Origin of the sequence: Paenarthrobacter sp. C1, assembly GCF_049315185.1 — a bacterium.
In the GTDB taxonomy this organism is placed as follows: Bacteria; Actinomycetota; Actinomycetes; order Actinomycetales; family Micrococcaceae; genus Arthrobacter; species Arthrobacter nicotinovorans.
The window spans coordinates 107,283-132,148 of record NZ_CP186052.1 but is presented as its reverse complement, the minus strand read 5'-3'; the positions used below and the strand labels follow the sequence as shown (position 1 = coordinate 132,148).

Genomic DNA, 24,866 nt, shown 5'->3' with positions numbered 1-24,866 from the left:
ACAACTTACGTCGCAATGAGGATGCACTGCGGCGTTTGCTGTCCCCTTCCCGGGTTGGCAGGCCGGCTTACTGGTTGCTGACGATGTCCTTGGCTGTCTCTGCCCGGTCCTGGACGTCGGCGGCCGCAGCCTGGCCTTCATCCTTGACGTTGGCAGCAGCTTCCGTGGCGCTGTCCTTGACGTTCTGCATGGCGTCCTGGGCGGGCTCGCGAAGGTGCTCCGCGACTTCCTGTGCCGCGTGGCTCAGCTCATCGGTCAGCGGCTGGGCTGCTTCCTTGACTGCCTGCGCTGCTTCGCGCTCCTTTTCAGAGGCGGGGAACAGCGAGGAGACCAGAAGGCCGGCGCCGAAAGCAATCAGCCCTGCGGCGACAGGGCTGCCCTGGGCTTTGCGGGTGATGGCCTGCGGGGCATCGCCGATATCCGAAACCACTCCGGACACAGTGTCCTGTGCTTGGTGGGCGGCGGTGCTTGCCCGGTCCTGGACGTCGTCGCGGGCGCCGAAAACAGCTGTCTTGATCTTGTCCACCCGGCGGTTGACGATGTGTGACGGCGTGACTTTGTCAGCCACAGCATCAACGTTGGTGCTGAGCCGGCGGCGCGTTTCTTCAATGTCCGCGCGCAGGGCGTCGGGGTTCTGCGTCATCGTGTCTCCTCAGTGTTGGGTTTCAAAGCGGGTGGTATTTCCTTGACCGTCTCAGCGGTCCGGGGCATGCCTTTGATGGTGTTCAGTTCCTTGCGGCCCTTGACCGCCAGGACCGCAGCGACGATTCCCCAGATGACCGCGACGATGACGGCGGACCACCCGAGTCCAACGAGCTGGCCCAAGGCCCACCAGAGGGCTATGGACAGGAACAGCACCGTGATGTGGCCGGCGTAGGCAGCTCCGCCCAGCAGTCCGGCGCCCTTCCCTGCCTTGGTGGCGGACTCCTTGAGTTCCACCTTGGCCAGCTCCACTTCCTGGCGCATCAACGTCGAAACGTCACGCGTCAGGTCGCCCAGCAGCTCGCCGAGTGGCAGGTTTTCCGCCTTCTCGTGGGCCGCGGTGGGGGGCAAGTCGGTGGGACTGCTCATCGGTTACCTCCGTACTGGGGGTTGTCCGGATCAAGCGGGCCCGCGAGCGGATCGCCCTGGGCCTTGATCCCACCGGCTTCGGTCTCCGGGTACGGGAGCGTGGAGCCTTCGAAGCCTCCGGTGGTTCCGGCGTCGTACCCAGGCGTTCCGGGAGTTCCCACGGTGGTTGCCGAGCCGTATCCTGCAGTGGTTGCCTGCGGTCCGGGCAGATCCACGGCCGGAGGCGTTACCGCTCCGCCGGAAGAGGGGTAGTACTCCGCGCGGGGGGTGGTTGCCGGCGTCGTGCTTTGCGCCGAGGCGGCGTCGGAGGCGTTACCGGCCATGCCGCGGCCCAGTCGACCTGCAAGGACACCGGCTCCGGCGGCCAACAGGAGGAACGTCCCTGGCTTGCGGCGGGCGAAGCCCTTGACCTCGTCGAGCAGCGAACCGGGATCGCGGCCTTCCAGCCACTGCGCAACGGATGAAGACCGCTGGGCAGCCTGTTGGACGAGATCCGTGGCAACGCCGCCGTCCTGGGTGGAATTTGCCATGGTCGACAGTTCGTCAGAGATGGAGCGCAGCCCTTCGGCAACGCGCTGCTGCTGGACCTGGGCCTGGTCGGCAAGCTCACCCTTGGTCTGGGTGAGCAGCTGGCGGGCGTTCACCTTGACCTCACGGGCTACGTGGCCGGCCTCGGTTTTGGCGGTGTCCACCACTCCGCTGGCCGCGTCACCGACGGCTCCGGCCACACCCGCGGCCTCTTGCTTGGCAGTTTCAACGGTGCCGGAATCCGCAGATCCGGTACCGGAACCTGCGGAACCAGTTGTTAACGTGGCATCGGTTTCAACGTCCGGCGAGTCCAGGTAGCTTCCGGAAAAAGGCTCGGTCCCTGCGTGGGCTCCGCCTCTCGGCGCCGCGAAGCTTCCGTCCTGCGGCGATTGGCGCTCAGTCATTGTTGCTCTCTTTCCACAGTTGGCAGGCTGCGGACAGCAGCCGGAATAGTAAGCATCGTTACTATCAATGGGTTTGTACCCGGATGCCGTGGTTCTAATCACATGAATCCAGTAATCATGGTTCCGCTCACGTTCAGCGCTTTCCGCTCGACACCAGGGCACATACCTGCGACCGTTGGATTGATGAGCCCCATGCCCTCCAGGCGACGGCTGATTCCCGCGCTGCGTAAAACCGTCACACGCCATCGACTCCTGTTCGCCGCCAAAACAGCCATCGCTGCTGGATTGGCCTGGTACATCGCCCCCTTCATGCCCGGCCCCGCCGCTGAATACCCGTACTACGCGCCCCTGGGTGCCTTGGTCAGCATGCACCCCACCGTGGCGGACTCCGCCAAGCACGGACTCCAGAGCCTGGCCGGCCTGGTGCTGGGTATCGGCATGGCCTTCGCCATCACAACGGTCACCGCACCAACAGCCTTCGCCGTCGCCCTGGTCGTGGGACTTGGCGTGCTGATCGGCGGCCTGCCCCGGCTGGGAAGTGCCTCTGAATGGATTCCCATGGCTGCGTTGTTCGTCCTGGTGTTGGGCGACTCGAACACGGAGGGGTTCTCCTTCGCGTACGTCCTGCAGATGGCATTGGGCGTCGCCGTGGGGTTCGCCGTCAACTGGCTGGTGGTTCCGCCCCTGCACCTGGACGACATCGACCCCGCGATCGCCGGCCACCAGGAAGCACTTTCACGGCAGCTCAAAGACATGGCGAAGGCCATGGAGGAGTCCTGGCCCCCCAACCACGAAGCATGGGCGAGCCGCAGCGACGAACTGTCCCTCACTGCGGCCGCGGTGCGGACAGCGGTGCACCAAGCGGAGCTGAGCGCCAAAGCGAATCCCAGGTCCCGGCGTCGTGCGACCCGCCTGCCGGCCGACCTCTCAGGTTTGCGGACCCTCGAACGGCTCACTTTCCACGTCCAGGACATCACCGACGTCCTGGCAAGTGCCATCTGGGAAGAAGGCGCCGGTACAGTCATCCCGGATGCTGTGGTGGGCTACCTTTCGGAGTCTTTGGAAGCCGTGGCCTCTGTTGTGGACCACTGGCGGGACGGGGAATCCGGCGAGCTGACCAGACGCATGGCTGATGCGAAGGACAGCATCACCGCCCTGAGCAACGCCGTGGCCGAGGCTGCGGCGGGCCAGGCACCCGTGAACGCACCGGCTTCCGTGGCCATGAGCCTGCGCCGGATCCTGACCGTGGTGCTGTCGTCGGAATAGGGCTGGATCTACCTCAGCGCGGCCTCAGTGGCGGCGAACCCGACCGGCCCTTGCCCGCTCCGATTCCCTTTAGCATCTCTGCCAGGGACTCCAGCGAAGAATGCTTCGGCGACCAGCCCAGCAGGCTGTGCGCACGGGAACAATCCATGATGGGCGCGTTGGCCGCCATGTCCACCCAGCCGCCGTCGGTCACCTGCAGGCGCAAACGCCACGTGGCCTCGACGACGGCGCGAAGCACCGCGAGCGGGAACGGCAGCAAACGCCTGGCCTTGAAGATCCATGCGAGCGCGTTGGGGTCTATCACCGGTTCGGCGGCAATGTTGTAGGCGCCCTCGGCCTTGTGCTCCAACACCCGCCAGTACGCATCCGCGGCGTCCGCCGTGTGTACGGCCTGGAACACCAACTCTTTGGGTAGGGCCAGCACCGGGAGCCATGGCTTACGCGGAACCAACCGGGGCAGGAGCCGGCCGAGGAAGTAGCGGCCCACTTCGCTTCCGCCTCCGGAGCTGAACATCAAAGCCGGGCGGAGGCGGGCCACCACAATGTCCGGGTTCTCTTTGGCGAACTCGTCCAGGAGGCGTTCCTGCTCCGCTTTGTCCGCGCTGTAGTGCGAGCTGCGGATACCGCCAGTGGGCCAGCCTTCCTTGGTGCGTTGGTCCTTCGGCGCCGGCGAGTAGGCTCCCACGGAGGAAGCGCAGACAAAGTGCCCCACCCCGGCTTTGCGCGCGGCGGCCAGGACGTTGGCCGTGCCCTCCACGTTGGTGCGTCGCAGCAGTTCCCTGTCGTGGTTGGGCTGGATGAGCCAGGCCAGATGAACCACGGCGTCGGCCCCGGCGAGGGCAGTTTCGAGTGCCGGTTGGTCCGTGGGCGAGCCGATGTCCAGGGTGTGCCACTCCACCCCGTGGTAGGGGGCGGCATCCGGATCCGGTTCCCGGCGTACCACGCCCACAAGTTCCAGGTCCGCGCCCTCTTCGGAACGCGCCTTCTGCAGCCGTTTGAGCAGTTCCGTTCCGCCGTGTCCGGTGGCTCCGATGATCGCAATGCGCATGCGTGGTTCCTCAGCCTTCCTGGTTCTCGCCGCTTGAGCGGATGCGTTCGAGCACCGCTGTGGTGGAATGCTCGGGCACGTAGTCCAGGATGGTCACCGTGCCGCCGTAGCTTTCCACGGCTTCCGTCTCCTGGAGCATTTCCGGGGTGTAGTCCCCGCCTTTCGCGTAGACATCGGGCTGCAGGAGTTCGATGAGCGGGATCGGCGTGGGGGTATCGAAAATGGTCACATGGTCGACGCAGCTCAGGGCGGCGATGACGGCGGCCCGGTCGGCTTCGTGGTTGACCGGGCGGTCTGGACCTTTGAGTTGCCGTACTGAGGAGTCGCTGTTCAGTGCCACCACCAGCACGTCGCCCAGCTGCTTGGCCTGGTTCAGGTAGCGGGTATGGCCGCGGTGGAGGACATCGAAGCAGCCGTTGGTGAGCACTATCCTGCGTCCTTCCCTGCGGTGCTCCTGGATGTGTGCAGCCAGCTCTGTGTCCGTCAACGCCGTGTCCGCGAAGCCGCTGAGGTGTTTGGTGAGTTCGCTGGTGGTGCAGACAGAGGTTCCCGGCCTGTGGACCACGACGTCGGCGGCCGCTTGTGCCAGATCCACACTGGTGGTCAGGGGCAAGCCTGCCGCCCGGGCCAGGGTCAGGGCCGCGACGAACGTGTCGCCGGCTCCGGAGGCCTGCTTCTCCGCCTGCGGCCGGGCCCAGGTGCGGTGCGCCGCCGGTTCCGTTGGCGTGCTGTCAGGACGGATGGTCAGCGTCCCCTCCCGGTCCAGGGTCACGACGACGGCGGCCGCACCTGAGGCGCGAAGGAGCTGGTCCGTGTGCGCCTCCACGAAGGGGCACCGGGCGGCACCGCCCGGGAATTCCGCACCGATCAGCCTTGCCGCTTCCTGGGCGTTGGGGGTAGCCAGGTCCGGTCTGAGTCCGGCCCAGTCGGCTGGGTTGTGGGCATCCACCACAACAAGCGTGTCCTGCCGGGGCTCCGGTACACCGCCGTCAACGCCGGGGGCCAAGTGATCCAGGATCGCACTGCGCACCGGGCCTTCCAGTGCCCCTGCGCCGTAGTCGCACAGCACCACGGCAGCGGAGCCACGAAGGGCCTCCGGCACTGCGGCGGCCATTTCCCCACGGCCCGCGTCGGGAATTTCCGTGGCGGCATCGTCCAGCCGCAACATCACTTGGCCGGCGCTGCTCACCCGGAACTTGGTAGTGGTGGTCATGGCAGGGTGCCGGACCATGTGGGAAACGTCGACTCCTGCTGCTTCGAGGGCGGCGGCCAGTGTTGCCCCGGCAGCGTCCTCGCCGATCAACGACACGAAGCGCACCTCGGCGCCCAAGGCTGCGAGGTTCATCGCGGTGTTGGCAGCACCGCCGGGAGCGAAGTCGCGGCGCTGGACCTGGACTACGGGAGCGGGGGCTTCGCGGCAGAACCTTTCGATGGTTCCCTCCCACCAACCGTCAAGGATGGAGTCGCCGATGACCGTCACGACAGGGCGTTCCTCGGCCAAACGGCCCGGCAACCAGTCAGCCAGGCCTTCTTGATTGGATAGGCGTGCCATGGGTACCTTCCGGTAGAACGGCATGTTCCTGTTCCCGACAGGTACCCCGCGGCACGCGCTTCACACGCCGGACCCGGGAGTTTTCGCTACCTTGAAGAAAGAAACCGCTCATGGATGTTCGTTTGTGTCCCGGAATGGGGCCCGTGCTGGAAAAGTTCCGTGGAGTCCAGCGGATCGCGGTGCTCAGGGGCGGCGGACTGGGCGATTTGATCTACACCTACCCAGCCCTGAATGCACTGAAAAGCGCCTATCCGCAGGCCACTGTCACGCTGCTGGGCACGCCCGTGCACGCAGCCCTGGCCGCCGCTACGGACGGTCCGGTAGACGACGTCGAATTGCTTCCGGTGGCGCGCGGCGTCCACGACGGTCCCCGCAACGGCGAGCACTTCGAGGACGATGCTGAGGACACGGCCGCCCAGGAAGCCTTCTTTGAGGCGATGCGGGCCAGGGAGTTCGACCTTGCGCTCCAGATGCACGGTGGTGGCCGGTTTTCCAACCCCTTCCTGCTCCGGCTGGGGGCGCGGCACACGGCCGGAACGCGCACCAAGGACGCCGAACATCTGGAGCGGAACCTGGACTACGTCTACTACCAGAACGAACCGGAGCGCTGGCTGGAAGTAGCCGGCCTGGCCGGGGCACCCGGCGGTGTCCCCGCTGTCCTGCTCCCCAAGCACGGGCACCGGCAGAACATTGCCGGGTCAAGGGACCCTCTGCGGTCATCGCTGGTGGTGGTCCACCCGGGTGCCACCGATCCGCGAAGGCGGTGGCCGGCGTCGAACTTTGCCGAAGCTGCGGCGGGCATCGCGGCGGAAGGGGCGCAGGTGCTGGTCGTCGGCGACAGCTCGGAAAAGGCGTTGGCCCAGGAAGTTGCCGGGCTGGCCCGGCGGCAGCTCACGGAGTCCCATCGGCAGGCCGTGACGTCCGTGGCCGGCGAGCTCGACGTCGGAGATCTGGCGGCCCTGCTGGCAGAGGCGTCGGTAATGCTGGCCAGCGACAGCGGCCCACGGCACCTGGCACAAGCACTTGGCACTCCCACTGTGGGGGTCTTCTGGCTGGGCAACGCCATCAATGCCGGCCCGCGCGGGCGGGCCATGCACCGCGTCCACATGTCCTGGGTGACTCGCTGCCCTCGTTGCGGGGCGGACATCACCCAGGTCGGCTGGACGGCTCCGCACTGCGGCCACGACGACACCCTCATCAGGGGCATCGCCGTGGCCGACGTTGTTCAGGACGTGCTGGACCTTACGGCCACGAGCCTTCTTCTGCGGGGCAAATAAGGAGTTCGCGGACCTCGCTGCCGAACGGCTGCGAGAGGGCGAACACCACGGCCTGCGCCACATTGGCGGGGTCGTTGAGCTTGGAGTCGTCCTGCGGCTTGTACTGTTCGTCGCGGTCATCGAAGAAGTGGGTCTTCATGCCACCCGGGATGATGGTGGTGACCCCGATGACTCCCCCGGTTTCGGCCGCGAGTGCGCGGCTGAAACCGATCACGCCGAACTTTGACGCGCAGTACGCGGTGGCGTCCGGCAGTGCCCGAAGGCCAAGGGTGGAGGCGATGGTGATGACCCGGCCGCGGGATCCCTTGAGGTACGGCAGGGCTGCCCGGACCACGGAGACCGTTCCCAGGAGGTTGACTCCGATGACCTTTTCCCATTCCTCGGCCGGAACGTCGCCCAGCTTTCCGCAGCGGTCGATCCCTGCGGCAGTGACCACTCCGTCCAGGCCGCCCAGGCTTTCGGCGACTTCCTTGACGGCCGATTCCACGGCCTGCCGGTCGGAGACGTCCACTTCCAGGGCTTTGGCCCCCGAGACGTTGCTGACGTCCCGGTCAAAGACGAACGGCGTGCCGCCGGCGTCGCGGATGGCCTCAACGATCGCAGCGCCAAGGCCGGAGCCGCCTCCGGTGACGATGACGCGTCCAGGTGTTTGCGTGTTCATGCGGTTCCTTTCGTTGATCCTGCTGATGGTCAGCTGACCTTGGCAAGGGCTGCAGCCAGGCCGCTGGTGGAGCGTGCCGGATGGAAGGGCACTGTGACACAGCGCCCTCCCCACGCCTCAAGGACGCGGGCTTCCGGCAATTCTTCGGGAGTGTAGTCGCCACCTTTGACCCAGATATCGGGCCGGATTCCGCGGAGGCAGGCTTCGGGGGTGTCTTCGTCAAAGACCACCACCGCGTCAACGCATCCGAGCGCCAGCAGCAACTCGGCACGGTCTTCCACACTGACAATGGGCCGATGCGCGCCTTTGAGCCGCCGGACGGATTCGTCCGAGTTCAGGCACACGATCAGGCAGTCGCCCATGCTTCGCGCCGCTGCCAGCGTCCGGGCGTGGCCTGCGTGGAGGAGGTCGAAGCATCCACCCGTGGCCACTACGGTGCCTCCGGCTTCGCGGGTGGATCGGGCCAGGCGGACTCCGTCCTGGCGGAGGTCGGCGCTATCCACCAGTTCCAGACCCTTGGGTTCGACGACGGGTCCCGCCCCGGGCGCCACCTGGACCGCTGTTTCGTCCCCCACCATTGCGAGCGCCGCCGCACCGCCGGCGGCCAGGAATGCTGAAGCGTCCCCCACGGCCCGCGCGGCAGCTTCCGCCGGGCCCAGTCCTTTGCCCAGGTAAACAGCGAGGCTCCCGGCAAGACGGTCGCCGGCACCACAGGGATCGCTGACGTGGGTCTTCGGGGCCGGAATGCCCTGCGGCTGAGCGCCCGCCGCGAGCAGGACGGCGCCGTCCTCGCCCTTCGTCACCAGCACGGACGCGCTTCCCCACGCGTCCAGCAGGAACCGCCCGGCAACTTCGGCCCCAAGGTGGTTCCCCTCCAGGCCTGCGGCCTTGGCAAAGGCGAGTGCTTCGGCGAAGTTGGGTGTCACCACGGACACTCCCGCCACGGGGACCGAACCGGCGGGGTGCGGATCCCACACCACCGGAACATGCCGGGCAGCTTCCGCGAGCGACGCCCGGATAGCCGGGTTCGCGGTGATTCCCCGCCCGTAGTCTGCCACCACCACGGCGTCCGCCGACACGATGGCTCCGAGCATCTCCCCGGTGCTGGACGGGACGGGGGCCGGTGAACATCCTTGATCGAACCGGACCATCGGATGCGTTCCGATCCGCACCCGGGTCTTGGTGGGCGTGGGAGCCAGCGGGGCTCCGGCGAGCACGGATACACCAGCCAGTGCGCGCCTGAGGTGGCTTGCACCGTCGTCGTCCGCCAGCGCGGTGACCAGCGTGACGTCGTGGCCGTCGCGCGCCAGCACGGTGGCGACCAGCCCTGCGCCACCCGCCCGACGCCGGACGTCCGCGACGTCGACCACCGGCACCGGCGCGTCGGGGCTCAGCCGGGTGGCGGCACCGTTGATGTCGACATCCAGGAGCAGATCGCCAACAACCGTGATCTTCATGGTCGGCCACCCACCTGAGTGCCGGCACGCCGTGCGATCTCCGCGTCAAAGGCCCGGCACACGGCGTGGACCGCGATGAGGTGGCCTTCCTGCGCGTTGGCTGCGATGGCGTCCACTGTGACGGCTTGGTCGCAGGCGTCGGCGAGCGGGTTGGGGCCAGGGCCGGTGAGGGCCCAGGTAACGATGCCGCGGTCACGCGCCGCACGGACAGCCTTGAGCATGTTGGGACTCCGTCCGCTGGTGGACAGAAGCATCAGTACGTCACCTGCCCGGCCGTGGGCCCTGACCTGGCGCGCGAACACTTCCTCATAGCCGTAGTCGTTGGACAGCGCGGTGACCGCGGATGACTCGGCGTGGAGGGAGATCGCGGAGAAGGGCGCCCGTTCGTCGTCGAACCTGCCCACCAATTCGGCCGTGAAGTGCTGGGCTTCCGCCGCTGATCCGCCGTTGCCCGCCGCCAGAAGGCGCTGCCCGGACAGCAGCCTGGCTGCCAGCTCCGTTCCCCACCCGGACAGCCGGTGCGATTGCGAGCGCAAAGACTCCAACGCGGGGAGGACGTTGTCCAAGTGCCGGGTGACTTCGGTGTTGTGGGTGGGATCGCCGGGATCGGTGGCCCAACGCGCCGGCATGGCGCCGGGTACGCGGCCCGGGAGCACGGACTCGGTAGTCACACGGCTTTCAAAGGTCACAGCGCCGTTCCTTCCAGTGGTTCCAGGACTTCGTCGGCCTGCCGCGACAACCCGGCAGCCAGAACAGATCTGTAAGCTTTCTCGGTGTCCGCGGCGATGCGTTCCCAGGAGTACCGGGAACGTGCCCGGCGGGCACCGGCGCGGCCCATGTCAGCACGAAGCTCCGGGTTTCCCAGCAACCTGGCCAGTGCTTCGGCAAGGGCTTCGGGATCCTTGGGCGGGACATGCAGTCCTGTCTTCTGGTCCACGACCGTTTCCCGGAGTCCGCCCACCGCTGCAGCCACCACGGGCACGCCGCAAGCCATTGCCTCGAGGGGAACGATGCCGAACGGCTCGTACCAAGGCGCGCAGACTACGGCATCCGCGCTGCGGAAAATCGCGGGCATGGAACCACGGGGCACTTGGCCGCGCATGGTCATCTTGTCTTCAACGCCGAGCTCTTTGGCCAAGGACCTGAGCCGTTGGGCTTCGGGATCCTCTTCGAGATTGAGGGCGTCCCCGGAACCACCAACAATCAGCAGCTCCACGTCGTTGAAGCCGGCCTCGGCCAGCAGGGGCAGGGCCTGGATGATCAGGTCCACTCCCTTGCGTTGCACCAGGCGCCCCACGCTCAGGATCCGGTGCGTGCGGGACTTGGGCTCGGCGTCGGACGTTCCTGTGAAGAGGTTGAGGTCCACGCCGCAGGGCGCGATGGAGATTTTTGACCGGCTGATGCCCAGGGCTTTGAGTTCGAAGACCTCGTCCGGGCACGTGGCGATCACCCAGTCAGCGGTGCGGCCCACCCAGGGTTCCAGCCACTGCCGGGCGGGCGGGCTGGTGTCTGCGGCCCCCTGGTGCCTTCGTTTGACCGAGCCCAGCGCGTGGAAGGTCTGGACCACGGGCACGGGATCGGCAGCTCCCGCCCGACGCGATGCTTGAATTGCCGCGAGGCCGGACATCCAGAAGTGGGCATGGACCACGTCCGGCAGTTGGCCCGCCCAATCGGCGCAGATACCGTCCGCCAACTCGCCCATGAAAGGCAGCAGTTCGTCCTTGGGAACCCTTTTGGCCGGACCCGCGTCAACGTTGACCACGGTGAGTCCTGGACCAACCTGCACCTTTGCGGGCAGTCCGGGATCGTCACGCCTGGTGTACACCGTGACCTGATTGCCACGGTCGGCCAAGGCCGAGGAGAGTGCCGCAACGTGGACGTTCTGTCCTCCGGCATCAACGCCTCCCAGGGCAGCCAGCGGACTGGCGTGTTCGGAAACCATGGAGATTTTCATGGGTGCGTCCTCTCTGTGTCATGGCTGGCGCTGGTGTCATGGCTGGCGGCTGTGTAGCGGCCGACGGGCAGCCCGGCCAGGAGTTCGTCCCAGGCCCGGTGGAATTTGCCCAGACCGTACCGTTCCAAGGCAGCCTCCCTCGCGACGATCCCCATCGCGTACGCGTCCTCGGGGTCATCCAGCAACCGCTTTGCGAACCTTTGGAGTTCGCCGACGTCGTTGGAGACCAGGCCTGCTCCGCGCGGTATCGCCCGGGCCGCTTCGGTGGTGGCCAGGGACAGTACGGGCATGCCCAGGTGCATGGCTTCCAGCAACGCCAGGCCCAGCGAGGTCCACCGCAGGGGATGCAGGTAGAGGCGGCAGCGGGCAAGCTGCCCGTGGAGTTGCCGGGCGGGCAGGTCTCCGGAGATCCGGAGTCTGTCGTTGCCGAACCCAAGGCTCTCCAGGTCCAGTTCCCGGGGCAGTGCTTCGGCGCCCATTCCGAAGACCCTCAAAGGCCCCACGCCCGCGAATCCCGGGAGCAGGTCCGTTCCGGTGACGCGGCCGCGCCGGACGGGTTCGTTGACCACCACACCCATTTCTTCCAGCTCGCCGGTGTAGAGATGGCCAGGATCCGGGATGCCGTGTTCAATGACCGTGGTGCTTGCCGAGCCCGTGTCCCAGAAAAGCTGGTTGAAGTAGGTCACGTGGACCACCGGTATGCTGCTCTGGTCCGCCAACGGATGCAGCGTGAACGGAACGTCGCCTTTGGGGGTGTTGTGTTCCAGGTACACCGCTGGAAGATCGACACCCGGCCGGCGTCCCAGAGTCCGCGCCACTGCCGCGATTTCCTCGGGGCGTTGCAGGACCACTGCGTCCACACTGTCCGGGTCGAGTCCGGCCAGGTCCACTTCCTGAGCCGCGGCTGGCCAGTCACGGCCACCGCGCCCCAACCCCCAGGCGCCGCCGTCGGACGTTTTCGGAAGCAGGTATTCATGCCGGCCGCGGACGAAAGCCTCCATCCACCCGCCGTGGACGTGCCACACCAGGATCCTCATGGTTTCCACACCTTTCGCCGGCTAGTCAGGGAGGAGATGCCTCCCAGGAGCCTTTCCACCGCTTCGACCACCTGTTCCGGGGTTACGGAGCTCAGGCATGGGTGGCCGGGGACGGGACAAATGCGGGCACGGGAGTTCTTGCAGGCCGCGTCCTGGTCACCCAGCAGCTCCAAGGGGACGCCGTAAGGAGCCCAACGGATGGCCGGGACCACAGGCGCGAACAAGCACACCACCGGGGTTCCAACCGCTGCCGCCAGATGGGCGGGCCCGGTATTTCCGGTCACTACGACGGCGGCCCCGGCCAGTACCGCCGCCAGCGTCCGGAGGTTGGTTCCGCCGCCGAGGTTCCTGGCAGAAGGGCCGGCCACCGTTGCCGTGAGAGACGCTTCGCTGGGGCCGCCCGTGACCACCACCCGGTGACCGTAGGCTTCGAGCAATTCCACGGTTGCCGCATGGTGCAGTGCAGGCCAGGCCCTGGCCGGTGCCGCAGCGCCCGGGTGGACCACGATGTAGGGTCCCGCTTCAGCCAGTTCATCCGCCAATCCCTCATGGTCCGGGCCAGGGGTGATGCGCAGTTTGCCGTCGTCACCGTTGGGCAGGACGTAGCCGCCGGCTTCGGCGATGGTGAGGGCACGCACGGTTTCCGGCTGGTCTTCGGGGAAGTCCTCGCCAGGTTTCAGGCGGACGTCCAGGAGGGAGCCGGCGTAGTCCGTGGATGCGCCGGTGATTTTCGTGACCCCGGCGAGCCGCAGGAGCAACGCCAGCGGGAGCGGAGATTGGTGGAAGGACGTGAGGATCACGGCCTCCTGGATGCGGGAGCTGCGGACGAAATCAATGAGTCCGTTGGTCATTTCCCCGGTTACGGGTGGGGCCGGATTCACTATCCAGGGCGACGCCCACGTGTGCACCTGGGTCACCCCTGGCAGCATCCCTGCGGCGGCTGCCCCGTCCGGGCCGCAGAGGAGGACGACGTCGTTGGGCCGGCTGCCGTCGGAACGGTTTCCGTTCGCCACAGCACGCAGGGCGGGCCCTGAGAGAAGGACGTCACCCATGCTGTCCAAACGGGCTACCAGGACGCGGCTCATGCAGGGGCGCCCTGTTCTTCCGGCGTCCCTGCGAGAAGCAGTTCCACGGCGTGGCCCAGGTCCATGGCCACCAGCCCTGCAGCGTCGATCTCCTCTTGCCGGGTCACAGGCGTGGGCACCAGCACTCCACGGGAGCCGGCAGCCGTGGCAGCCTCGATGTCGGAGCCGATATCGCCAATGAAGGCAATCTCTTCCGGCGCGATGTCCAAAGTGGTGCACGCGGCCAGGATCATTCCGGGAGCGGGCTTGCGGCATGCGCAGCCGTCTTCCGGTCCATGGGGGCAGATTTCCCACACGTCGAACGGGCCCAGCAGCTGCTCCACCTGGCGGTTCACCGATGCCACCTGGTCCAGGGTCAGCAGCCCGCGGGCCACGCCTGACTGGTTGCTTAACACTCCGGTGGCCAGGCCCGCCGCGCGGACTCTGTCCAGTGCTTCCAGGGCGCCGGCCATGGGCCGCACCAGCTGCGGATCGCCGTTGTACGGCACATCGACAACGAGTGTTCCATCGCGGTCAAACAGGACCGCCTTCAACGTTCCGGTTCCTCCCATACCCGCAACGTTCCCCAGTTCTCCTGACGCTAAACAACGCGGCAGTGAGAAGTTTCGTACCGCTAGACTCACAGCGGGAGGCCTCTATGGACATAGCTTTGGACAGTGACGGGAACCGGAACCAACCCCTGCTGCTTGCCCTGCGCGCCCTGAAACTCGGCGACCTCCTGGTGGCGGTTCCGGCCCTGCGGGGCTTGCGGCGGGCGTTTCCGGAGCACCGGATTTTGTACGCCGGGCCGGCCTGGATCGCGGGGGCCTTGGAGTTGGTGGGCGGTGTTGAACACCTGCCAACACCAGGGTTGGACGAGCCTCTCACCCTTCCGCACGGTTCGGTGGATGTGGCCGTCAACCTGCACGGAAACGGCGCGGAGAGCCGGCTCCGCATTCAGGAACTGGGCGCCAACCGCGTTGTTGCACACGCATCCGACGGAATCGCCGGACCTTCATGGATCACCGGCATTCCGGAACGTGAACGCTGGACCCGCCTGCTCACCTGGCATGGGATCGACGCCGATCCCCTCGACTACCGCCTCAACCGCCCCACCGTCTCCTCGCCACGCCCCGGCGCCACCGTGATCCATGTGGGTGCCGCGTACGGGAGCAGGTTGTGGCCCGTGGAACGGTTCGCCGACGTCGCTGTCGACCTCGCCGCTGCAGGGCACCGCATCGTCCTCACAGGGGGCGCTTCGGAGCGTGCCCGGGCGGAGGAGGTGGCCGCTTTGGCAAGGCTCAAGGGAGCAAACCTCGACGACGGCGTGCTTGCCGGGCAGCAGGGCCTCGCCGAATTCGCGGCGACCATCGCAGAAGCCCGCCTGGTGGTTTCCGCCGACACCGGCGCAGCCCACCTGGCATCCGCCTACGAGCGCCCTTCCGTGGTCCTCTTCGGGCCGGCGCCAGCGGAGGAGTGGGGACCGCCGCCGGGACCGCACGTGGTGCTGACCGCCGTCGAACTCCGCCGCGGTGATGTCTTCTCGGCCGAACCCGACCCCGCACTGTTGGCCGTCAGCGTCCGCGACGTCCTGGACGCCGTGGAGCGTCTTGGCTGCTAGGCAACAGCGGCGGTCAGGGGGCCGTCCCGTTCCGGAGCTGGGCTTCGTCGTCCAACAGTTGCTTCTGGAGGGCAACCAGAACCCTTGAGAGTTTCCGTGACACCTGCATCTGCGAGATTCCCAGGGCTTCGGCGATGGTGGACTGCGTTTCCTCCCGGTAATAGCGCCGGTAGAGCAGGTGCCGGTCTTCCGCACTCAATCCGCGGATGGCGTTCCGCAGCGCAAGAACGTCTTCGAGCCTGTCTGTCGGGCAACCGAAGGCGGACAAGGATCCGTGAAGTCCGTCGCGGCCTTCCGCGGCGGGGGCATCCAGCGAATCGGGCCGCTTGCTGGTTCCAGCCGTCAGGGCTTCCTGCACCAGGCCCGGCTCAAGCTTCAGGTCCGTTGCCACATCTTGCGGTGACGGCGTCCGCTGCAGGGTTTGGGTCATCTCTTCCGTGCGGGCCAACACTTGGCGCCGCACGTCCTGGATGGGACGCGGTGGCCGCACTACCCAGCAATGGTCGCGAAGGTACCTTTTCACCTCGCCGGCAATTGTTGGGGCTGCGTAGGCCGGGAAGCTGACGCCCTTGGCTTTGTCGTAGCCACGTGCCGCCTTGATCAGGCCCATGTAGGCAACCTGGCGGACGTCATCCAGGTCATGGGTGTGGGCGGAGTATCGGGCGGCAATGGACTTGGCCAGATTGAGATGGTCCAGGACCAGGCTGTCCTGGAAGCTTTGCCGGATGCTCCCTTCGGGTGCATTGGCGGGGGGACGTGTCAGGACGTCGGACGGTGGGATTTGTCGCATGGGGCTTCAATCCTCAAACCTGCTGGGGTGGTGAGCCCACGGCAAGACTCCTTAAAAAGAGAAGCACACTTACTATTAGCTTTCAACGGGTTTAGGCTCAAAAGGTAGCCGCGTCCACCGAATCGGAGATTTACATGGAAGAACCACAGCTCGCAGCGCCGAGCACGGTCCTGGCCGATATCCAGGACATGCTGCTCAACACCCCGGATGTGGAAGTGTTCCTCGAGGAGTTGGCACGGCACTCGGCCGGCATGTTCAGCAACTCCGATTCAGAGGTCTACTGCGGAATTACTCTGATGCGTCAGAGGACCGCGGGCACGGTGGCCAGCAGCAGCGAACGTGCGCGGCGACTCGACGAGGTTCAATACGCGTTCGCCGATGGACCTTGCCTCCACGCCTGCCGCGAGGGCACCCAGGTCCACATACCCGACTTTGAAAAAGACAACACCTGGCCGGAATACAACGAGGCCATCACAGGCCACGGCGTACGTTCAGTGTTGGCCGTTCCCTTCCCGCTCCCTGACGACACGTCCACGGCGGGCCTGAACCTGTATTCCGACCGCCCCAACGCCTTCGACGCAGCGGCCGTGCAGCGCGCCAACGACTACGTGGTGCAGGCTTCCAAGGGACTTCAGCTGGCCATACTGCTGGCACACCACAGCCAAACAGCGGCAAACCTGCGTGCCGCGATGGAATCCCGCACCGTGATCGACGTGGCGACCGGCATCATCATCGCCCAGAACCGCTGCACCCAGGAAGAAGCGATCGAACTGATCAAGAAGGCTTCGAGCAACCGGAACGTCAAACTTCGGGTGGTGGCACAGGCAATCGTCGAGTCAGCCGGGGGCGGGCAGGTTCAGACGTACTTCCAGTGAGTACGGATCCTTACAGCAGGCCGCGCAAAACCAGCGCCGCGCCGTCGTCGAGCACTGACGCGGTGACCTCGTCCGCGACGGCGAGCACCTCATCGGGAGCCTGGCCCATGGCGATGCCGCGGCCGGCCCAGGTGAGCATCTCGATGTCGTTGCGGCCATCGCCTACGGCCACTGTGTTGGCCTGGTCCGTGCCGAGCCGGCGACGGAGGGCCTCCAAGGCGCTGGCCTTGGTGACGCCCTCAGCGGCAATATCCAGCCAGGCAGTCCACCCCACCGAGTAGGTCACACCGGATAGCCCGATGTGCCGGATGGCCTCGTTGAACTCCTCGGAAGTGTTCTCGCTGCTGAACACCACTACGCGGACGGCTGTGGCATCGAGCATCGTCTGGAAATCGACACCGATGGACTCCACGCCGAAGCTGGCATCCTGGAAACGCTCCGTGGAAAGGAAGTTGCCGTCCTCGTCCTCCAGGGCGTACTTGGCGTTGGGCAGCCGTTCCCGCAGTGCCTTCAGGGCGGGGGCGGGGTCGAACGTTGCTTTGTGGATGATCTCGTAACCGGATTCCAAGGCGGGATCCAGTCGGAGGGTCACGCCGCCGTTGCAGCACACTGCATAGCCCCGCTCCATGCCGATCTGCTGAATGATCGGCAGCGTCGCGTTGAGGGACCGGCCGGTGGCGATCATGACGTCGTGCCCCTTGGCCACCACTGCCTGGGCAGCGGAGCGAACCTCGTGAGTCATGTGGCCGTCATGGTCGACCAGGGTGCCATCGACGTCCAGGGCGATCATGAGCTTGGTGTTTTCGTTGGGCTGGTCATCGATGCCAGCAACTGGAGTATCAGTCAAAATAGTCATGCTTCCAGTAGACCAGACACCGCCGACACTCAACTAGGACCGGCGCCACAGCGGGCGGTTAACGGAGCGTGAACAGTGTCATCACAGTGCGCTCCGGAGGACGGCGAGTTGCTGCGTCGCCCGGGTCATCGCCACGTACCGGTCCACGGCGCCTTCGATCCCGGCACCGAAATCGTCCGGGTCGATGAGGACCACGAGGTCGAATTCAAGGCCCTTGGACAACTCCGGGGTGAGCCGGCTGACCCGCTCCCACTGCGGGTTTTCGCCCAGGACCGGTTGGCTGATGACGCAGGCGGTGCCCTCACTGTTCGCATCGAGCCACGCATCCACTATCGTTTCCAGGTCCTCTCTCACGCCATGGAGCACCGGAATCCCGCTTCTCCGCACCGACGTTGGCACATTCGCGTCCGGGAGGGCGGCACGGATGACGGGTTCGGCCTCCACCATGACTTCTTCGGGAGTGCGGTAGTTGATGCTGAGGCCGGCCAGGGCAACATTTTCCATGCCCACCCGGTGAAGGCGTTCCTCCCACGATTCCGTAAACCCGTGCCGGGCTTGGGCGCGGTCCCCCACCACCGTGAAGCTACGGGACGGGCAGCGCTGCAGCAGCATCCGCCACTCTGCGTCCGTCAGCTCCTGGGCTTCGTCCACCACGATGTGCGCGAAGGGTCCGGTGAGGACATCCGGATCGGGTATTTCCACAGCGTCCTGGCCTGCCAGCTTCTCCCTCATGTCGTCGCCGCGCAGCATGTACATTTCCAGGTTCTCGGAATCATCGGCGGCAATGAGGTCGTCCACCACCCGGTCCATGAGTTCGCGCTCCGCCGCCAGGACCGCCGCCTGCCGCCGGCGTCGCGTGGATGCCTCCGGGTCGCCGAGGCGCAACCGAGCCGAATCCAGCAACGGGAGGTCGGCCGTAGTCCACGCCTCCGGGTTTTCGCGATGAAGCATCTCCCGCTCGCCAGGCTGCAGGTGCGGAGCGCACAACCGGAGGTAGGCCGGCACGCGCCACAGGTCCGCCACCAGGGCTGCGTAATCGAGAAGCGGCCACGCCCTGTTGAAGGCCGACTGCAGCTCCGCGCTCTGGCTCAAAGCCCTGCGCCGCATGGCCTCCGGCACATCGTGCTCGCCCAGCTTGTCCGCCAGGATATCGAGCAACGCATCCCAGACATCGTCCCGGGCTTCATTGTGCGGCGTACCGGGCTCGGCCGCGTCAAAAGCCTCCGCCCAATCGTCGCTGCCCAGCCAAATATCGGCATAGGGGGTCTCCACTTCCATGCCCTCGGTTGGCGGCTCTTCGTAAAACCTCACACCGCGTTCAATTGCCTTGATCATCTCCACGGAAGATTTGAGCCGGGCCACCTCAGCATCGCGTTCGACGACGGCACCGGCACCTTCGGGGACAAGGTCCCGCAACGTGCAAGTTTGCACGCCCTCCTCCCCCAGGCTTGGGAGGACATCGGCCACGTACGCCAAATAGCGCTGATGCGGCCCGACGAACAGTACCTCGCTTCTTCCATGGTTGTTGCGGTGGCTGAGCCGGGGATCGGAGTACAGGAGGTAGGCCGTGCGGTGCAGGGCAACCACCGTCTTACCTGTACCAGGACCGCCGTCGACCACCAGCGCCCCACGCGAGCCGGCACGGATGATCCGGTCCTGGTCGGATTGGATAGTCCCCAGGACATCCCGCATCCGCGGCGAGCGGCTGCTCCCAAGGCTCGCGATAAAGGCGGACTGGTCATCAAGCGCGGCATTTCCTTCCATGCCGGCAGCGGTGAAAACTTCGTCCCAGTAGTCGGTCACCCTGCCACGGGTCCAGCGGTACCGGCGCCGGCTCACCAGGCCCATCGGGTTGGCATGTGTTGCTCCGAAGAACGGTTCGGCAGCGGGTGACCGCCAATCGATCAGGAGCCTCTTCCCCTGGCTGTCGGTGAGGCCCAGCCTGCCGACGTAAACCGGTTCCGGACTACCGGCTGTCACCATGCGGCCAAGACACAGATCCAATCCAAAGCGGCGGAGTCCCCGCAGCCGGGCAGTAAGCCTGTGGATCTCCTGGTCGCGGTCCAAGGCAGCCTGGCCACGGCCGCCGGGCTGCTTGCGGGTGACCTCCAACCGGGCGGACAGTTCAGCGATCGATTCCCCGAGGCTGGTTGCAATGGCGTCGAACTGCCGCTCATCAGCGCCGATCAGTTGCGGATCGGCTTTGCGTGCAAGGTGCCCGGGCAGGGCAAAGGCACTGGTTCCCAGGCGGTTGTTTTCAGGCATCCCACGACTCCCTTTTGCGTTGGTTATGGGGTTCGGGGATCAATTGTTCGGCACCAGGGGGGCCTTGCCGCAAGCCCCCGGGTGGGTTATACATTGAATATGGAAGGGATAATTCCCGTCCTTTTTTGTGCCCGTTTCATGCCCGGGTTGCGTGCCCGCCCCTTGCGCGTTGGGTAGGGTTGCCGGATGCGTTCACGACTGACCGGAACCCAGCTCTCCGCACTCTACGACCTGGAAAACCGCTGGGCAGAGGACGACGATTTCTTCTTCGACTTCGTGAACAAGCAAGCAAACCGACGGGTCCTGGACCTGGGGTGCGGGACGGGGAGAATCACCTTGGCGTTGGCCGCCCAGGGGCATGACATGGTGGGCGTCGACCCGAACCCCGACTCCCTCGCGGCCGCCCGCGGCAAGCCTGGCGCTGATGGTGTCAGGTGGATCGCAGGCACATCGGCCCAGATCCCGGAGGGGGAAGTTTTCGACGTCGCAATCATGACGGCGCACGTCGCCCAGGCCATCCACGACGACGGCGAATGGTCCCGTACGCTTGCCGACGTTCACCGCGCGTTGATACCCGGGGGGCGGTTGGCCTTCGATTCCCGGAACCCTGATGCCAGGGCGTGGGAAGGCTGGACGCCGACGGCGACGCGGCGCCGGCACACGCTTCCCGACGGCACCGCGGTGGAAACGTGGATGGAGAGTGATCAGCTCCGCGAAGGACTCGTAACCCTCACCGAATACCGAGTCCTCGACGAAAGCAGCAGTGAGACAGGGACCTCGATGCTTGCGTTCCGCCCAGAGGAACAACTGCGCCGGGATCTGGGCACAGCGGGATTCACCGTGGAACGGATCCTCGGCGGCTGGGCCGGCGAGAGCGTGGGCAGCGGCCAGGGCGAGTTGATCGTCCTGGCGCGCAAGCCCAGCTGACTAAAGAACCGGAAGGACCTCAAGGCCACCAAGGTACTTCTGCAGCGCCTTGGGAACATTGACCGAACCATCAGGGTTCTGGTGGTGCTCAAGGATGGCCACGATCCAGCGCGTAGTGGCCAGGGTGCCGTTCAGCGTTGCAACGGCACGTGTTCCCTTGGCTACGCCTTCGTCGTTGACCACGCGTTCGCGGATGTTCAGGCGGCGGGCCTGGAACGTGGTGCAGTTGGACGTGGACGTGAGCTCACGGTAGGCGTTCTGCGTGGGGACCCAGGCTTCACAGTCGAACTTCCGGGCCGCGGACATGCCGAGATCACCGGCAGCGGTGTCGATGACGCGGTAGGGAAGCTCGCACTTGGCCAGCATCTCCTCTTCCCAGGCCAGCAGGCGCTCGTGCTCGGCGGCTGCTTCTTCGACCGTGGTGTAGATGAACATCTCCACCTTGTTGAACTGGTGCACACGAATGATGCCGCGGGTGTCCTTGCCGTGCGAACCGGCCTCGCGGCGGTAGCAGGAGCTCTGGCCGGCGTAGCGGATGGGGCCTGCTGAGAGGTCCAGGATTTCGTCTGCGTGGTAGCCGGCGAGGGCCACTTCCGAGGTTCCCACCAGGTAAAGGTCGTCTTCAGCGAGACGGTAGATCTCGGCGTCGTGCTTTACGTCGAAACCGGTGCCCTGCATGGTCTCCGGACGCACCAAAGTGGGGGTGATCATGGGGACGAAGCCGGCGTCGATGGCCTGCTCCATGGCCATCTGCAGCAGTGCCATTTCCAGCCGGGCGCCCACGCCGCGGAGGAAGTAGAAGCGTGAGCCGGAAACCTTGGCGCCACGCTCCATGTCGATCGCGCCGATCAGTTCACCGATTTCCAAGTGGTCCTTCGGCTCAAAGTCGGTGAACTCACGCGGTGTGCCGACGGTCTTGACCACAACGTAGTCGTCCTCGCCGCCCTCGGGAACGCCGTCCACTACCAGGTTGGGGATGACGCGCAGCAGCTCATCCTGCTTGGCCTGGGCAGCGGCTGCCTCTGCGGACGCGGCCTTCACCGAGTTGGCAAGTTCCTTGACCTCGGCCAGCAGGGCCTGCTTCTCCTCGCCCTTGGCCTGGGCCACCTTTTTGCCGAAGGCGTTCTGCTCGGCGCGGAGGGTCTCGTGGCGGATCAGCGCAGCACGGCGGTCGGAGTCAGCGGAGATGATCGCGTCCACAACGGACTCGTCGGCGCCACGGGCGCGCTGGCTGGCACGGAACTTGTCCGGATTTTCGCTGAGGTCTTTTACGTCGATCACCACACAAGACTATCGAATCAGCCACGGATTTCCGGTCCGCAGGGCCAAAAGCGGGCAGCTCTGCGGACGCGGCAAAGTCAGGGGTGCCCATGAGGATAGTGTTGGAGCACGATGAACGACTGGATCCTGTACGTGATTCTCGCTGGGGGCGTGGCTTTTGCCGTCTCGAGCTGGTGGGGCGTGCGCAGGCTGAAAGCCAGGCACATCAGGAGCGCGGTACGGGAGGAAGCACACAAGCCCGGCCCGGGAGACCAAAAGGTCGCCGTGATCCTCAACCCCGTGAAGAACAACGCCGCAGTGGCCCGCCAGGCGATCATTGATGCTTGCGACCTCGCCGGTTGGGACGCTCCGAAATTCTTCGAAACCACGGTGGAGGATCCCGGTTACGGCCAGTCGCGCCAGGCCTTGGCGGACGGGGCTGACGTCGTTCTGGCGTGCGGCGGCGACGGTACCGTACGCGTTGTGGCCGAGTCGCTGGCGCATAAGGACGTTGCCATGGGCCTGGTCCCGTTGGGCACGGGAAATCTGCTGGCACGAAACGTGGACCTGGACGTCACGAACCTCGCAGAGTGCATCCAGACGGCCTTGTTCGGCCACCAGCGCTACATCGATACCGCAACCATGGGGATCGAGAACGACATCACGGGGACCAAAGGGGAACACACTTTCCTGGTCATCGCGGGCATGGGCCTGGACGCTGAGGTCGTCGGAGACACGAAGGAAGACCTCAAGAAAAGCGTCGGCTGGCTCGCCTACACGGAGGCGGGTGTCCGGCACCTGCCCGGCCGCCGAAAACGCGTCACCATCACCATGGATGACGAGCCCGAGCAGGCACGCAAAATCCGTAGTGTCCTGTTTGCCAACTGTGGTTTGATCCCCGGCGGCATCGACTTCATCCCGCAGGCCATGATCGACGACGGCATGCTGGACATCGTGGTGATGAGCCCCCGCAGCGCCTTTGGGTGGCTGGCCATGTACACAAAGGTCCTGTTCAAGCACAACCGGAACCTGCCCATGATGAGCTTCTACCGGTCCGGCAAAGTGGTGATCCGCAGCCAGGAACCCATGGCCACACAGCTCGACGGCGACCCGTCGGGTGAAGCGACGACCGTCACCGTTCAGGTGGCCCCGGGTTCCCTGCTGGTGCGGGTGCCGAAGGCAAAGTCCGTCTAGACCGAACCGGCGTCCGGCTGGGCGGCCTTCTCTTCAGCTTCCTCAGTGGCGGCTTTTGCGGCCGCGCGGGCCTCGGCCTGCTCCTTGATCATTGCTTGTTCTTCTTCAAAGCGGAGCCGGTCTGCCCGATCGGCTTCATCGCCATTCCAGTCGTCCTGGTTTTCGCCTGTGGGCTTCGGATTGACGATCATGCCCTGGCCGTCTTTGTCATCCCGGTGTACAGACATGACCGCTCCTTTCGTTGATGCATTCATCCATCGTTTGTGGATCAAGCAAGCATACGCACAGTTCTGCCAAGGGGAAAGGGCGTTGGCCGTGCCCTGTGGAGAAGGCTTACTGGCCCTTCAGGATCGAGTCGACCCAGGCGTGCGCGGACGCGAAGGCAGCGTCTGAAGTGTGTGGGGCAACCACAGCAGGCTGCTTGTCGGCCCGCGCGTAGGAGCCAAGGAAGCGCGTTGCCGGGCTGATCCGGTGAAGGCCGGCCAAGGCATCAGCCACCCGGGAATCGGAGGCGTGGCCGTCGGCGTCGATGCTGAAGAAATAGTGGCCAAGGTACTGACCCGTGGGCCGGGATTCGATGCGGCTGAGGTTCACGCCCCGGGAGGCGAACTGGTCCAGGATTTCCATGAGGGCGCCGGGGTGGTCTTCGGGCAGCGGAACAACGACGGTGGTCTTGTCGGCACCGGTCCGTTCCGGCAAAGCCCCCGGCCGGCTCACCAGGATGAACCGGGTCACGGCGTCCGGGTTGTCTCCGATGTCCCGTGCCAGGACGTTGAGGCCGGGTTGCTCGTCGGCAATCAGCGGGCCGCAGATGGCGGCTTCGTAGGGCGCATCCTCGTCCAGCAACCCCATGGCCGCTGCTGCCGTGGACGAACCCGGTACGTAATCGGCTTCCGGCAAATGCGTATCCACCCAGAGCCGGCATTGCGCCCAGGCGTGCCCGTGCGTGGAGATCCGCTTGATGTCGGAAAGCCCGACGCCGGGCCTCGCCACGAGCACGAAGGTGATGGGAACAAGGGCCTCGCGGATGATCCGCAGCTCCTGTCCCGTGGCAATCGCGTCCAGGGTGGCAGTAACCCCGCCCTCCACCGAGTTTTCGATGGGAACCATGGCCGCGTCCGCTTCGCCCTGGCGCACCCGTTCGAGTGCCGTATTGACGTTGGTGCAGGGAATCCGTGTGGCGTCAGCAGCACCCGGAACCTGCAGGAGGGCCGCTTCAGTGAACGTGCCTTCAGGTCCCAGGAAGGTGTACGTAGCTGCTGGCATTGAGTATTCCTTGCTGGTTATATACGAGGTTGGTGACGGCCGGACGGGGGCTACAGCACCACTGGCTTGAGGCCGTTGTCAGAGACCATCGGCTTGCCGGCTTCGAACCACATGTCCATTCCGCCGGCGACGTTCACGGCCGAGTAGCCCTGGCCCACCAGCCACTGGACCGCGCGGAAGGACCGCCCACCGGTCCTGCAGATGACGAAGAAGTCCTCGTCCGGATCAAGTTCGTCCAAGCGCGCGGGCAACTGGTCCATGGGGATATGGCGTGCACCTTCGGCGTGCCCGGCCACCCATTCGTAGTCTTCGCGGACGTCCAGGATGCTGGCACCGGCCGGAATATCGCCCACAGGCACGGTATCGAAGTCGCTCATGGTGGATCCTTCCCATCGATTAAGGTCAGCATCCAGCCTAGTCCCCGGAGCCTGACCCCGTAACGCGGCGGACGGCTTCGCTTGCGCGCAGTGGCCTGGGCGTTAAGACTGGTGAC

25 protein-coding genes are annotated in these 24,866 nt (G+C 65.8%); 6 read left to right on the top strand and 19 right to left on the bottom strand.

Features of this window, described 5'->3' with window-relative positions:
• Window positions 1-67: 67 nt before the first annotated feature.
• Genes ACNAOU_RS00645 through ACNAOU_RS00635 form a run of 3 tightly spaced genes read right to left on the bottom strand, consistent with a single transcriptional unit; the run spans window position 68 to window position 2,003 of the window.
• Window positions 68-643 carry a DUF3618 domain-containing protein gene (locus ACNAOU_RS00645; protein ID WP_422757801.1) on the bottom strand — a complete coding sequence of 192 codons (576 nt, stop codon included), beginning with the start codon at window positions 641-643 and terminating at the stop codon, window positions 68-70.
• Window positions 640-1,071: a phage holin family protein gene (locus tag ACNAOU_RS00640; RefSeq protein ID WP_018778355.1), complete on the bottom strand. Its 432-nt coding sequence runs from the start codon at window positions 1,069-1,071 to the stop codon at window positions 640-642. Before ACNAOU_RS00640 ends, ACNAOU_RS00645 begins: the two co-directional genes overlap by 4 nt.
• A complete protein-coding gene (locus ACNAOU_RS00635; RefSeq protein ID WP_179128415.1) occupies window positions 1,068-2,003 on the bottom strand; it encodes a hypothetical protein in 936 nt (311 codons plus the stop codon). Before ACNAOU_RS00635 ends, ACNAOU_RS00640 begins: the two co-directional genes overlap by 4 nt.
• Window positions 2,004-2,186: 183 nt before the next feature.
• On the opposite strand from ACNAOU_RS00635, the gene ACNAOU_RS00630 reads away from it, so the two are divergent.
• Entirely contained in the window at window positions 2,187-3,269 is a 1,083-nt protein-coding gene (locus ACNAOU_RS00630) for an FUSC family protein (protein ID WP_227453624.1), read from the top strand.
• Between the two features lie 13 nt (window positions 3,270-3,282).
• Here the strand turns inward: ACNAOU_RS00630 and ACNAOU_RS00625 are convergent, their stop codons facing one another.
• Window positions 3,283-4,317 (bottom strand): NAD-dependent epimerase/dehydratase family protein, encoded by a 1,035-nt coding sequence (locus ACNAOU_RS00625; RefSeq protein ID WP_422757800.1) that lies wholly within the window; start codon window positions 4,315-4,317, stop codon window positions 3,283-3,285.
• Window positions 4,318-4,327: 10 nt separating this feature from the next.
• The gene (gene rfaE2 / locus ACNAOU_RS00620) at window positions 4,328-5,869 is read right to left on the bottom strand and encodes a D-glycero-beta-D-manno-heptose 1-phosphate adenylyltransferase (RefSeq protein ID WP_018778359.1); all 1,542 of its coding nucleotides are present in this window, start codon (window positions 5,867-5,869) and stop codon (window positions 4,328-4,330) included.
• Window positions 5,870-5,979: 110 nt separating this feature from the next.
• On the opposite strand from rfaE2, the gene ACNAOU_RS00615 reads away from it, so the two are divergent.
• Window positions 5,980-7,146 carry a glycosyltransferase family 9 protein gene (locus ACNAOU_RS00615; RefSeq protein ID WP_026267257.1) on the top strand — a complete coding sequence of 389 codons (1,167 nt, stop codon included), beginning with the start codon at window positions 5,980-5,982 and terminating at the stop codon, window positions 7,144-7,146.
• On the opposite strand, the gene ACNAOU_RS00610 is transcribed toward ACNAOU_RS00615, so the two are convergent.
• The 7 genes from ACNAOU_RS00610 to ACNAOU_RS00580 are packed head-to-tail and all read right to left on the bottom strand — an operon-like array spanning window position 7,112 to window position 13,891.
• Window positions 7,112-7,807, bottom strand: a complete 696-nt coding sequence (locus ACNAOU_RS00610; RefSeq protein WP_018778361.1) for an SDR family oxidoreductase — start codon at window positions 7,805-7,807, stop codon at window positions 7,112-7,114. The genes ACNAOU_RS00615 and ACNAOU_RS00610 overlap by 35 nt on opposite strands.
• 29 nt (window positions 7,808-7,836) lie before the next feature.
• On the bottom strand, window positions 7,837-9,264 hold the full coding sequence (locus ACNAOU_RS00605) for a PfkB family carbohydrate kinase (RefSeq protein WP_422757798.1): 1,428 nt from the start codon (window positions 9,262-9,264) through the stop codon (window positions 7,837-7,839).
• Window positions 9,261-9,893, bottom strand: coding sequence for a D-sedoheptulose-7-phosphate isomerase (locus ACNAOU_RS00600; protein ID WP_422758706.1), 633 nt, complete (start codon window positions 9,891-9,893; stop codon window positions 9,261-9,263). The genes ACNAOU_RS00605 and ACNAOU_RS00600 overlap by 4 nt, the downstream gene beginning before the upstream one ends.
• Window positions 9,894-9,949: 56 nt before the next feature.
• Window positions 9,950-11,218, bottom strand: a complete 1,269-nt coding sequence (locus ACNAOU_RS00595; RefSeq protein ID WP_079581986.1) for a glycosyltransferase — start codon at window positions 11,216-11,218, stop codon at window positions 9,950-9,952.
• Window positions 11,215-12,255, bottom strand: a complete 1,041-nt coding sequence (locus ACNAOU_RS00590; RefSeq protein WP_416428116.1) for a glycosyltransferase — start codon at window positions 12,253-12,255, stop codon at window positions 11,215-11,217. Before ACNAOU_RS00590 ends, ACNAOU_RS00595 begins: the two co-directional genes overlap by 4 nt.
• Window positions 12,252-13,340 (bottom strand): glycosyltransferase family 9 protein, encoded by a 1,089-nt coding sequence (locus ACNAOU_RS00585; RefSeq protein WP_275777258.1) that lies wholly within the window; start codon window positions 13,338-13,340, stop codon window positions 12,252-12,254. The genes ACNAOU_RS00590 and ACNAOU_RS00585 overlap by 4 nt, the downstream gene beginning before the upstream one ends.
• Complete coding sequence (locus ACNAOU_RS00580) at window positions 13,337-13,891, bottom strand: D-glycero-alpha-D-manno-heptose-1,7-bisphosphate 7-phosphatase (protein ID WP_018778367.1); 555 nt, start codon at window positions 13,889-13,891, stop codon at window positions 13,337-13,339. The genes ACNAOU_RS00585 and ACNAOU_RS00580 overlap by 4 nt, the downstream gene beginning before the upstream one ends.
• 86 nt (window positions 13,892-13,977) lie before the next feature.
• Here ACNAOU_RS00580 and ACNAOU_RS00575 point away from each other — a divergent pair, with 86 nt between their 5' ends.
• Complete coding sequence (locus ACNAOU_RS00575) at window positions 13,978-14,940, top strand: glycosyltransferase family 9 protein (protein WP_193590369.1); 963 nt, start codon at window positions 13,978-13,980, stop codon at window positions 14,938-14,940.
• Window positions 14,941-14,953: 13 nt separating this feature from the next.
• On the opposite strand, the gene ACNAOU_RS00570 is transcribed toward ACNAOU_RS00575, so the two are convergent.
• The gene (locus ACNAOU_RS00570; protein ID WP_018778369.1) at window positions 14,954-15,730 is read right to left on the bottom strand and encodes a sigma-70 family RNA polymerase sigma factor; all 777 of its coding nucleotides are present in this window, start codon (window positions 15,728-15,730) and stop codon (window positions 14,954-14,956) included.
• A gap of 134 nt (window positions 15,731-15,864) precedes the next feature.
• Between ACNAOU_RS00570 and ACNAOU_RS00565 the strand changes: the two genes are divergently transcribed.
• Window positions 15,865-16,605 carry a GAF and ANTAR domain-containing protein gene (locus ACNAOU_RS00565; protein WP_079581991.1) on the top strand — a complete coding sequence of 247 codons (741 nt, stop codon included), beginning with the start codon at window positions 15,865-15,867 and terminating at the stop codon, window positions 16,603-16,605.
• 10 nt (window positions 16,606-16,615) lie between these two features.
• On the opposite strand, the gene ACNAOU_RS00560 is transcribed toward ACNAOU_RS00565, so the two are convergent.
• The gene (locus ACNAOU_RS00560) at window positions 16,616-17,461 is read right to left on the bottom strand and encodes an HAD family hydrolase (protein WP_275777252.1); all 846 of its coding nucleotides are present in this window, start codon (window positions 17,459-17,461) and stop codon (window positions 16,616-16,618) included.
• Window positions 17,462-17,542: 81 nt separating this feature from the next.
• Window positions 17,543-19,726, bottom strand: a complete 2,184-nt coding sequence (gene helR, locus ACNAOU_RS00555; protein WP_422757797.1) for an RNA polymerase recycling motor ATPase HelR — start codon at window positions 19,724-19,726, stop codon at window positions 17,543-17,545.
• Window positions 19,727-19,912: 186 nt separating this feature from the next.
• On the opposite strand from helR, the gene ACNAOU_RS00550 reads away from it, so the two are divergent.
• Window positions 19,913-20,653 carry a class I SAM-dependent methyltransferase gene (locus ACNAOU_RS00550; protein WP_422757796.1) on the top strand — a complete coding sequence of 247 codons (741 nt, stop codon included), beginning with the start codon at window positions 19,913-19,915 and terminating at the stop codon, window positions 20,651-20,653.
• Here the strand turns inward: ACNAOU_RS00550 and serS are convergent, their stop codons facing one another.
• Window positions 20,654-21,934, bottom strand: a complete 1,281-nt coding sequence (gene serS, locus ACNAOU_RS00545) for a serine--tRNA ligase (RefSeq protein WP_026267258.1) — start codon at window positions 21,932-21,934, stop codon at window positions 20,654-20,656. It abuts the gene before it with no gap.
• Window positions 21,935-22,045: 111 nt separating this feature from the next.
• Between serS and ACNAOU_RS00540 the strand changes: the two genes are divergently transcribed.
• Window positions 22,046-23,107, top strand: a complete 1,062-nt coding sequence (locus ACNAOU_RS00540; protein WP_018778375.1) for a diacylglycerol/lipid kinase family protein — start codon at window positions 22,046-22,048, stop codon at window positions 23,105-23,107.
• Here the strand turns inward: ACNAOU_RS00540 and ACNAOU_RS00535 are convergent.
• From ACNAOU_RS00535 to ACNAOU_RS00525, 3 genes are all read right to left on the bottom strand, one after another.
• A complete protein-coding gene (locus tag ACNAOU_RS00535) occupies window positions 23,104-23,334 on the bottom strand; it encodes a hypothetical protein (protein ID WP_018778376.1) in 231 nt (76 codons plus the stop codon). The genes ACNAOU_RS00540 and ACNAOU_RS00535 overlap by 4 nt on opposite strands.
• Before the next feature lie 106 nt (window positions 23,335-23,440).
• On the bottom strand, window positions 23,441-24,373 hold the full coding sequence (gene pheA, locus ACNAOU_RS00530) for a prephenate dehydratase (RefSeq protein ID WP_039239118.1): 933 nt from the start codon (window positions 24,371-24,373) through the stop codon (window positions 23,441-23,443).
• Between the two features lie 50 nt (window positions 24,374-24,423).
• Window positions 24,424-24,750: a rhodanese-like domain-containing protein gene (locus ACNAOU_RS00525; RefSeq protein WP_018778378.1), complete on the bottom strand. Its 327-nt coding sequence runs from the start codon at window positions 24,748-24,750 to the stop codon at window positions 24,424-24,426.
• Between the last annotated feature and the right edge of the window lie 116 nt (window positions 24,751-24,866).